The 8,409-nt window shown below is 70.9% G+C and carries 6 protein-coding genes; 4 read left to right on the plus strand and 2 right to left on the minus strand.

What is annotated here, in order from left to right; genetic code table 11:
* The 3 genes from ACWEBX_RS35105 to ACWEBX_RS35115 form a co-directional block, all read left to right on the plus strand.
* On the plus strand, nt 1-440 hold a 440-nt coding region (locus tag ACWEBX_RS35105), incomplete at its 5' end, for a L,D-transpeptidase family protein (RefSeq protein WP_451888811.1).
* A gap of 152 nt (nt 441-592) precedes the next feature.
* Nucleotides 593-1,291 (plus strand): response regulator transcription factor, encoded by a 699-nt coding sequence (locus ACWEBX_RS35110; protein WP_451888812.1) that lies wholly within the window; start codon nt 593-595, stop codon nt 1,289-1,291.
* A complete protein-coding gene (locus ACWEBX_RS35115; protein WP_451888813.1) occupies nt 1,288-3,129 on the plus strand; it encodes a sensor histidine kinase in 1,842 nt (613 codons plus the stop codon). Before ACWEBX_RS35110 ends, ACWEBX_RS35115 begins: the two co-directional genes overlap by 4 nt.
* A gap of 38 nt (nt 3,130-3,167) precedes the next feature.
* Here the strand turns inward: ACWEBX_RS35115 and ACWEBX_RS35120 are convergent, their stop codons facing one another.
* Both ACWEBX_RS35120 and ACWEBX_RS35125 read right to left on the minus strand, forming a co-directional pair.
* Nucleotides 3,168-5,069 carry an AMP-dependent synthetase/ligase gene (locus ACWEBX_RS35120; RefSeq protein ID WP_451888814.1) on the minus strand — a complete coding sequence of 634 codons (1,902 nt, stop codon included), beginning with the start codon at nt 5,067-5,069 and terminating at the stop codon, nt 3,168-3,170.
* Between the two features lie 167 nt (nt 5,070-5,236).
* Nucleotides 5,237-6,667: an MFS transporter gene (locus ACWEBX_RS35125; protein WP_451888815.1), complete on the minus strand. Its 1,431-nt coding sequence runs from the start codon at nt 6,665-6,667 to the stop codon at nt 5,237-5,239.
* Nucleotides 6,668-6,855: 188 nt separating this feature from the next.
* On the opposite strand from ACWEBX_RS35125, the gene sthA reads away from it, so the two are divergent.
* The gene (gene sthA, locus ACWEBX_RS35130) at nt 6,856-8,259 is read left to right on the plus strand and encodes a Si-specific NAD(P)(+) transhydrogenase (RefSeq protein ID WP_451888816.1); all 1,404 of its coding nucleotides are present in this window, start codon (nt 6,856-6,858) and stop codon (nt 8,257-8,259) included.
* Nucleotides 8,260-8,409 lie beyond the last annotated feature (150 nt).

Below are 8,409 nucleotides of genomic sequence, written 5' to 3' on the forward strand. Positions count from 1 at the left end.
GCCCGAGCCGGCCCGCGCGCAACGCCCTCAAGGGCTGGACCGACCACCACCGCTCCGGCGACCTGCGTTCGCCCATAGGCGTCTTCACCCTGACGGACGCGGGCGGGCTGCGGCCCGACCCCGGCACCCGGCTCCCGTACGACCGCTCGGGCGCCTTCACCTCGCCCGGCACCGGCTTCGACGGCGAGCCGTTGGCCGGCTCCTTCGACTACGTGGTCGCCGTCGACTACAACCGCAGGCCCGGCACCACACCCCTGGACTGGACCCGGCCGCTGGGCACCGGCCGCGGCGGCGGCATCTGGCTGCACGTCGACCACGGCGGCCCCACCCACGGATGCGTCGGCCTGCGCGAGAAGGACCTGGTGGAGCTGATGCGCGTACTGGACCCGGCCCTGCACCCCGTGGTGGTCATGGGAGACGCCGCCTCCCTGGCCCGCTGACCTCCGGCGGAAGGTCCGAGGGCTGTCGCGTGGTCCCGCGGCCCGCGCCGGACCCGCCCGCAGTGTGCCGGAAGGTTGTCAGGAAGGTGTCAGGGTGTGGGAAGCCCCTCTCGCCGGCCGCGGTGTGGCAGGCAGCGCCTACGATCGGCCGCGTGTGCGCATATGTGCTGGTCGCGGAGGACGACGAGAAGCAGGCGGAGCTGATACGCCGTTCGCTGCTGAGCGAGGGGCATACGGCGGCCGTGGTCCACGACGGCGCGGCGGCGCTCGACGAGGTCCGGCGGCACCGGCCCGACCTCGTCGTCCTGGACCTGATGCTTCCGGTGGTCGACGGCTTCGGAGTGTGCCGGGTGCTGCGGGAGAACGACGACATCCCCGTCCTGATGCTGACCGCCCGCTCCACCGAGGACGACGTCCTGCTCGGCCTGGAGCTGGGCGCGGACGACTACATGACCAAGCCGTACAGCCCGCGCGAGCTCATGGCCCGTATCCGTACGGTACTGCGGCGCGGCGGACGGGCCGGGGGCGAACGGCGGCCCGACCCGGTCGTCAGGGCGGCGGGGATCGAGGTGGACCCGCTGCGGCACACGGTCCTGTGCGACGGCTCGCCGGTGGACTGCACTCCCGGCGAGTACGCGATCCTGCTCGCGATGGCCGGCGAACCCGAACGGGTCTTCTCCCGGCGGCAGTTGCTGCACCACACCCGGGGCATCGACCGGGCCTCGACCGAGCGGGCCATCGACGTGCACATCATGAACCTGCGCAAGAAGACCGAGGCGGACCCGCGCAGGCCGACGCGTCTGGTGACCGTCTTCGGCGTCGGGTACAAGCTCAGGGGCGACCGGCCGTGAGCCGCGCCGTGCCGCTGCGCAAGAGCCTGCTGGTGAAGCTGCTGACCACGTCCGTGCTCATCGCCCTGTGCTCCGTGGCCGCGACCGCCTGGCTCGCGGTGCAGACCACCACCCGGGCCATCCAGGAGGAGCAGGGCCAGGTGCTCGCCGAGGACATGGACATCCTGCGGCAGCTCAGCGGATACGCGGCCACCCACGCCGACTGGTCCGGAGTCACCGGGACACTGCGCGCGATCTCGCTGCGGACGGGCCGGCGCATCGCCCTGACCGCGGGCGACCGCACCCCCTTCGCGGACTCCGCGGCCCGCGGGACCTCCCTGCCGCCCCGGGCCGCCGCCACCGTCGACCCGCTGCGCACCGACACCTACACCGAACCAGGAGCGCAGCTCACCGGGGTCGACCCGCGTGCCGTGGGCCCGTACCGGCTGACCACGAACGAGCGTCTGAAGGTGGACAAACTCGCCACCGTGCGCCAACTCTGCTTCGCCCGCGCGGGCGTTCGTACCCGCACGGAGCGGATGCCCAGCGGCCGGACCGTGCTGAAGGGCGTGGACGGGACGATCGACCCCGGCTACGTGCCGACCGAATGCGCCGACGGCCTGCTCAACACCCCCACCCCGACCGAACAGAAGGCCCTGGACACCCTGTCGGCGCTCACTCGGACCTGCCTGGACCGGCGCAAGGTGCACCTCGACCACTCCGTGGCTCTGCCGCTGGAGGCCGTGAGCGGCGCCACCGCCGTCCCCTACCTGACGGGGAAGAGACCGGCCGACCGGGACGGACCTCTCGCCCGTACGGCGAACGCCTGCGTCGCCGAGGCCCGGCGCGGTCAGCTCCAGCCCTACGTCGCCCCGGTCGCCGAACTCTTCCTCGGCACGGGGGACACGCCCGTCCCCCGCTTCGACATGTCGGCCGCCAACAAGGCCAAGGTGTTCGGTGTCACCGGACTCGTCCTCGCCCTCACGGTGGCGGTGACCGCACTGGTCGCCACCCGGCTCGTACGCCCCCTGCGCGCGCTGACCCAGGCCGCGCGGCAACCGCCGGAGCGGCACGTACGCGTGCCCGTCACCACCCGGGACGAGACCGGTGTCCTGGCGCTCGCCTTCAACGAACTGACCGAGCGCCGCGAGCGGATGGAGGTCCAGCGCAAGGCGATGGTCAGCGACATCGCGCACGAACTGCGCACACCGCTCACCAACATCAGGGGCTGGCTGGAGGTGGCTCGCGACGGCATCGTGGACCCCGACCGGGAACTGCTCGCCTCCCTGCACGAGGAGGCCGTGGTCCTGCAGCGTGTCATCGACGACCTCCAGGACCTCGCGGCCGCCGACGCGGGCACGCTGGGGCTGCACCGCGAGGAGGTGCGCGCCGACGAACTCCTCGAACAGGTCGCCGCGGCACACCGCGTCGGCGCGGAGGCCGCCGGCGTGCGGCTGGTGACCGAGGTGGCCGGCACGCCCTGGCTGGACGCGGACCCCGTACGGATGCGTCAGGCGCTCGGCAATCTGGTGTCCAACGCGATCCGCCACACCCCGGCCGGCGGCACGGTCACCCTCTCCGCGCACCGCGAGGAGAACGAGGTCGTGCTCGCGGTGACCGACACCGGCGGCGGCATCGCTCCCGGAGATCTGGACAGCGTCTTCGACCGGTTCTGGCGGGCGGAGAAGTCCCGCAGCCGGCGTACCGGCGGCAGCGGTCTGGGCCTCGCCATCGTGCGTCAACTGGTCGCCGCCCACGCCGGAACCGTCTCCGTCACCAGCGAGGTCGGCACGGGTTCGGTCTTCACCCTGCGGCTGCCCCGCACCCGGCCCCCGGCCCCGGTCACCGGCTCCGGCTGAGGAACAGGAGGCACTTCAGCCGGTCCCCGGGAGTCCGGTCAGCGGAACACGTTGTCGGAGTCGTCCAGGATCGACGGATCGCCGATCATCGCCTCGCGCGGCACCCGCGTCGAGGTCTGGTACATCGCCTCGATCTCGGCCGCGTACCGCTGAGCGATCGCGTCCCGGCGCAGCTTGAGCGACGGCGTCAGCAGCCCGTTGGACATGTCGAAGGGTTCCGGGAGGACACGGAAGACCCGGATGGACTCGGAGCGGGACACGGTGGAGTTGGCCGCCGCGACCGCACGCCTGACCTCCTCGCGCAGCTCGTTCTCCTCGCGCGCGTCCCGGGCCGGTGTCTCCCCCTTGGCCCGGGCGGCGCGCCAGTGCGTCACGAACTCCGGGTCCAGGGTGATGAGAGCGCCCACACAGGGCCTGTTGTCCCCCACGACGGCTGCCTGATGGATGAGCGGATGGACCCGCAGTCGTTCCTCCAGGGCCGCGGGGGCCACGCTCTTGCCCCCGCTGGTGATGATGATGTCCTTCTTGCGTCCGGTGATGGTCAGATAGCCCTCGGAGTCGACCCGGCCGATGTCCCCGGTCGCCAGCCAGCCGTTGCGGAACGAGGCCGCGGTCGCCGCCGCGTCGTTGATGTAGCCCTGGAACACGGAGGGCCCCCACACGAGGATCTCCCCGTCGTCGGACACCTGGATCTCCGTGCCCGGCAAGGGGCGTCCGACGGTCCCGAACTTCTCCCGTCCGACCGGCTGGGCGGTGATGCCTCCGCCGGTCTCGGTGAGTCCGTATCCGTCGTGGACGAAGATGCCGATTCCCGCGAAGAACAGGGCGAGTTCACGGTTCAGCGGGGAGCCGCCCGAGACCGCGCCGCACACTCGTCCGCCGAGAGCGGCGCGCAGCCGCTTGTACACCGTCTTCTCGTAGAGGGAGTGCTGAAGCCGCAGGTCGAAACCGGGGCCCGGTCCCGTGCCGAGCCGCTGGTGCTCCTCGGCCCTGGCGAAGTCCTGCGCCGTGCGCACGGCACGCTCGAACAGCACGCCACGGCCCGCCCGTTGGGACGCCCGCACGAAGTTCTTGTAGATCCTCTCGAACACGGACGGCACGGCGTACAGATAGGTCGGCCGGAACGACAGCATGGCTTCGGAGAGGGTCTCCTCCCGCAGATCCGGTTCGTGTCCCATCAGGATGCCGCCGCGCAGACAGATCCCCTGGATCATCAGTCCGTAGGCGTGGGAGAAGGGCAGGAAGGCGAGCACGGCCGGCTGCGTGTCCGGCGGGGCCGCCGTCCGCCGCCAGCCTTCGAGCAGTGTGTCGCAGGGGCTCGCCAGGCTGCGGTGGGACAGGGCGCACCCCCTGGGCTGTCCCGTCGTGCCGGAGGTGTACGCGACGACCGCGGTCGAGTCGGCCAGCACGATCCGGCGCAGCGAGTCGACCGCGGTCGCGGGTATCGACCGGCCGCGCTCCACGAGCTGGGCCATCGCCCCCGCGTCCAACTGCCAGACGTGGCGCAGGAACGGGAGCGTGGCGCACGCCGAACCGACCGTCATGATGCCCTGTTCGTCCTCGACCACCACGCCCACGCACTGCGCGTCCCGCAGGATCCACGCGACCTGTTCGTGCGAAGACGTCGGGTAGACCGGCACGATCTCGGCGCCCACCGACCACAGGGCATAGCTGAGCACCGTCCACTCGTACCGGGTGCGCGCCATGATGGCCACACGGTCGCCCGGCCGGATGCCGGACCGGACGAACCCCCGTGCCACGTCGACGACTTCGTCCCACAGCTGGGCCGCCGTCACCTGGACCCAGCCGCCCGAGCGGCCTTCGGCGCGGCGCGCGAGCTGCGGCAGATCGGGGGTGTTGAGCGCCGTTGCGCGGAGGCTGTCGGCAAGTCCCCCCTGGGTGGGCGCGGCCGGCGGTGCGGAAAGGTGGGACTGATGCATGCGCCGCTCCGGGATTCTCCTCGACGCGACCTCACCCCCGGAGGCGCCGATGCCAAGGATTACTGAATGTAGCCCACTGGGGAGCGTTCCGTGTCCTGTTCCGTCATGCGGGCGCCCCCGACCCGAGCCCTCGTCGGCCGGCTTGTCGGCCTGGTGCCCGCGCGGGTCTACGAGCCAGGAGCGTCGTGTTCGGATTCGCGGGGGACGCAGTGCCACGCGAGCCCGGCGGCGGTCAGGTAGGCGAGCGCCCCGATGGCCGTGCTGACGCGGAGTCCCTCGCCATAGGTGGTGGCCGTGGCGAGCAGGGTGCCGCCGAGGGCGACGCCCGTGGCGCTGCCCACCTGGCGGGCGGTGTTGAAGAAGGCGGAAGCCGTCCCTGAGTACGCCGGAGGCGCGGAGTCCATCACGGTGGAGGTCGTGCCGGTGAGCGCGAAGGAGGTGCCGAATCCCACGGCCATCATGGGGGCGACGAGCAGCGGATAGGCGGGGTCGACTCCCGCTGCGGTCCAGCCTGCCAGGCCCGCGGCGGCCAGGAGCATCCCGACGATCACCAGGGGCCGGTCTCCGGTACGGCGGGCGAGCCGGGCCGACAGGACGGAGGCGAACATGGTCATCGCCACCGCGGGGAGCAGCGCCGCCCCGGTTTCGAGCGCGCTGAAGCCGCGCTGGTGCTGGAAGTACAGGCTGGCGGTGAACACCATGGCGTAGAAGCCGAAGTTGAACAGCAAGCCGATGGCGGCGCCGCCGCCCAGAGCGCGCGACCGCAGCAGGTTCAGCGGCACCGCGGGAGATCGCGCCAGCCGTTCGCGGGTGACGAAGGCCAGGGCTGCCAGTACGGACAGGCTCGCCCCGGCGAGGACTGCCGGAGCGGTCCAACCGCGTCGTCCGGCCTCGTTGAGCGCGCCCGTCAGCAGGGCCACCGCCGCCACCACCGCGCACTGCGCGGGCCAGTCGACGGCGCGGGAGACCAAGCGGGGCGAAGGTTCCACGTGGCGCAGCGTCAGCACCAGACAGGCGATGCCCACCGGCAGATTGATCAGGAACACCCATCGCCAGCCCACCGTGGACACCAGCAGACCGCCCAGCAGCGGCCCGGCCGAGGCCGCGATACCGGCCATGGATCCCCACAGTCCGAAGGCCCTCGAACGGGCGGCCGGAGCGTGATACGTCTGCCGGAGCAACGCCAGCGAACCGGGCACGATCAGGGCCGCTCCCAGCCCCTCCACCAGACGGGCCACGGTCAGGAGGGGAGCGTTGGGCGCGAGAGCGCAGGCGGCGGAGGACAGCGTGAACACGGCCACACCCGTGCAGAAGATCCGACGGTTTCCCCACCGGTCGCCCAATGCGCCACCCAGCAGCAGAAAGCCGGCGAAGACCAGGGTGTATCCGTCGGTGATCCACTGGATGGCCGTGACAGAGGCCGACATTTCCCGGCCGATCACCGGCGCCGCGACGCTGACGACCGTCACGTCCAGGATCACCATGAAATACCCGGCGCACACAGCGAGCAGTGGGAGGAGGGACGGCTCCCCGTTCCGCCTGCCCGCTTGACCGGGCGAGCGTGATGCTCCGTCATCGGCCGGTTCTGCGAACGCCATACCCGCGACCCCATCCTGTACCGGCATTCTGGACAAAGGCCACATTAATTTGGAGATGTGGACGTAGGCGTTCTCCTCGCGTGGGCCGGCGTCAGCTCCGCACGACCGGCTCGGGGCGGGGTGCCCCGGGCGGATTTCTCTCATGTTCACCCTTTCGGGAAGCGGTCCCGGGCTGACAGACTCCGCTGGTGCGCGACTTCGACATGCTCGTCATCGGATCCGGCCCGGGTGGACAGAAAGCCGCCATCGCAGCGGCGAAGCTCGGCCGTCGGGTCGCCGTCATCGACCGCCCCGACATGGTCGGCGGGGTCTCCATCCACACCGGAACCATCCCCTCCAAGACGCTGCGCGAGGCGGTCCTGTATCTCAGCGGCCTCAGCCAGCGGGATCTGTACGGCCAGAGCTACCGGCTGAAGGAGGACATCACCGTCGCCGATCTGACCGCTCGCACCGAGCACGTGGTCAGTCGCGAGGTGGACGTCATCCGCAGCCAGCTCTCGCGCAACCACGTGTCCCTGTTCGCCGGCATCGGCCGCTTCGTGGACGACCACACGGTCGCCCTGGTCGAGGCGAACGGCAACGAGAAGCGGTTGAGCGCCGACCACATCGTCATCGCCACGGGCACGCGTCCCGCGCGGCCCGGCACCGTCGAGTTCGACGGGCGGACGATCATGGACTCGGACAACGTCCTGAACCTGGAGCAGGTGCCGCGTTCCATGGTCATCGTCGGTGCCGGCGTGATCGGCATGGAGTACGCCTCCATGTTCGCCGCCCTCGGCTCCAAGATCACGGTGGTCGAGAAGCGGCCCGCGATGCTCGACTTCTGTGACGTCGAGGTGATCGAGTCGCTGAAGTACCACCTGCGGGACCTCGCCGTCACCTTCCGGTTCGGCGAGACCGTCGCCGCCGTGGAGCGGCACTCCCGGGGCACGCTCACGGTCCTGGAGAGCGGCAAGAAGATACCCGCCGACGCGGTCATGTACTCGGCGGGGCGACAGGGTCTCACCGACGAACTCGACCTCGGCAAGGCGGGGTTGTCCGCCGATCCACGCGGGCGGATCAAGGTCGACGAGCACTACCGCACCGAGGTGCCGCACATCTACGCCGTCGGTGACGTCATCGGCTTCCCGGCACTCGCGGCCACGTCGATGGAACAGGGCCGGACGGCGGCGTACCACGCCTGCGGTGAGCCGGTGAACCGGATGCACGACCTGCAGCCGATCGGCATCTACACCATCCCGGAGATCAGCTTCATCGGCCGGACCGAGGACCAGCTCACCGAGGACTGCGTGCCGTTCGAGGTGGGCGTGTCCCGCTACCGCGAACTCGCCCGGGGGCAGATCATCGGCGACTCGCACGGCATGCTGAAGCTGCTCGTCTCGCCCGAGGACCGGAAACTCCTCGGCGTCCACTGCTTCGGCACCGGCGCGACGGAGCTCATCCACATCGGTCAGTCCGTCATGGGCTGCGGCGGAACGGTCGACTACCTGGTCGACGCCGTCTTCAACTACCCGACTCTCGCCGAGTCCTACAAGGTCGCCGCACTGGACGCGACCAACAAGATCCGCCAGATCGACCGTCTCCGGGACTGACCGGCGGTACAGGAGTCCCGTACGAGATCGCCGTACGAGATCGCGCCACGAGATCGTCGCGCGGGATCGCCGTACGGGACTTCGTGAACCTACTGCGCGACACGGTCCGGGCATGGCACCGTGGACCCAGGGTCTGGCCCGTCGCTCCCC

The organism is Streptomyces sp. NPDC005070 (assembly GCF_053600395.1).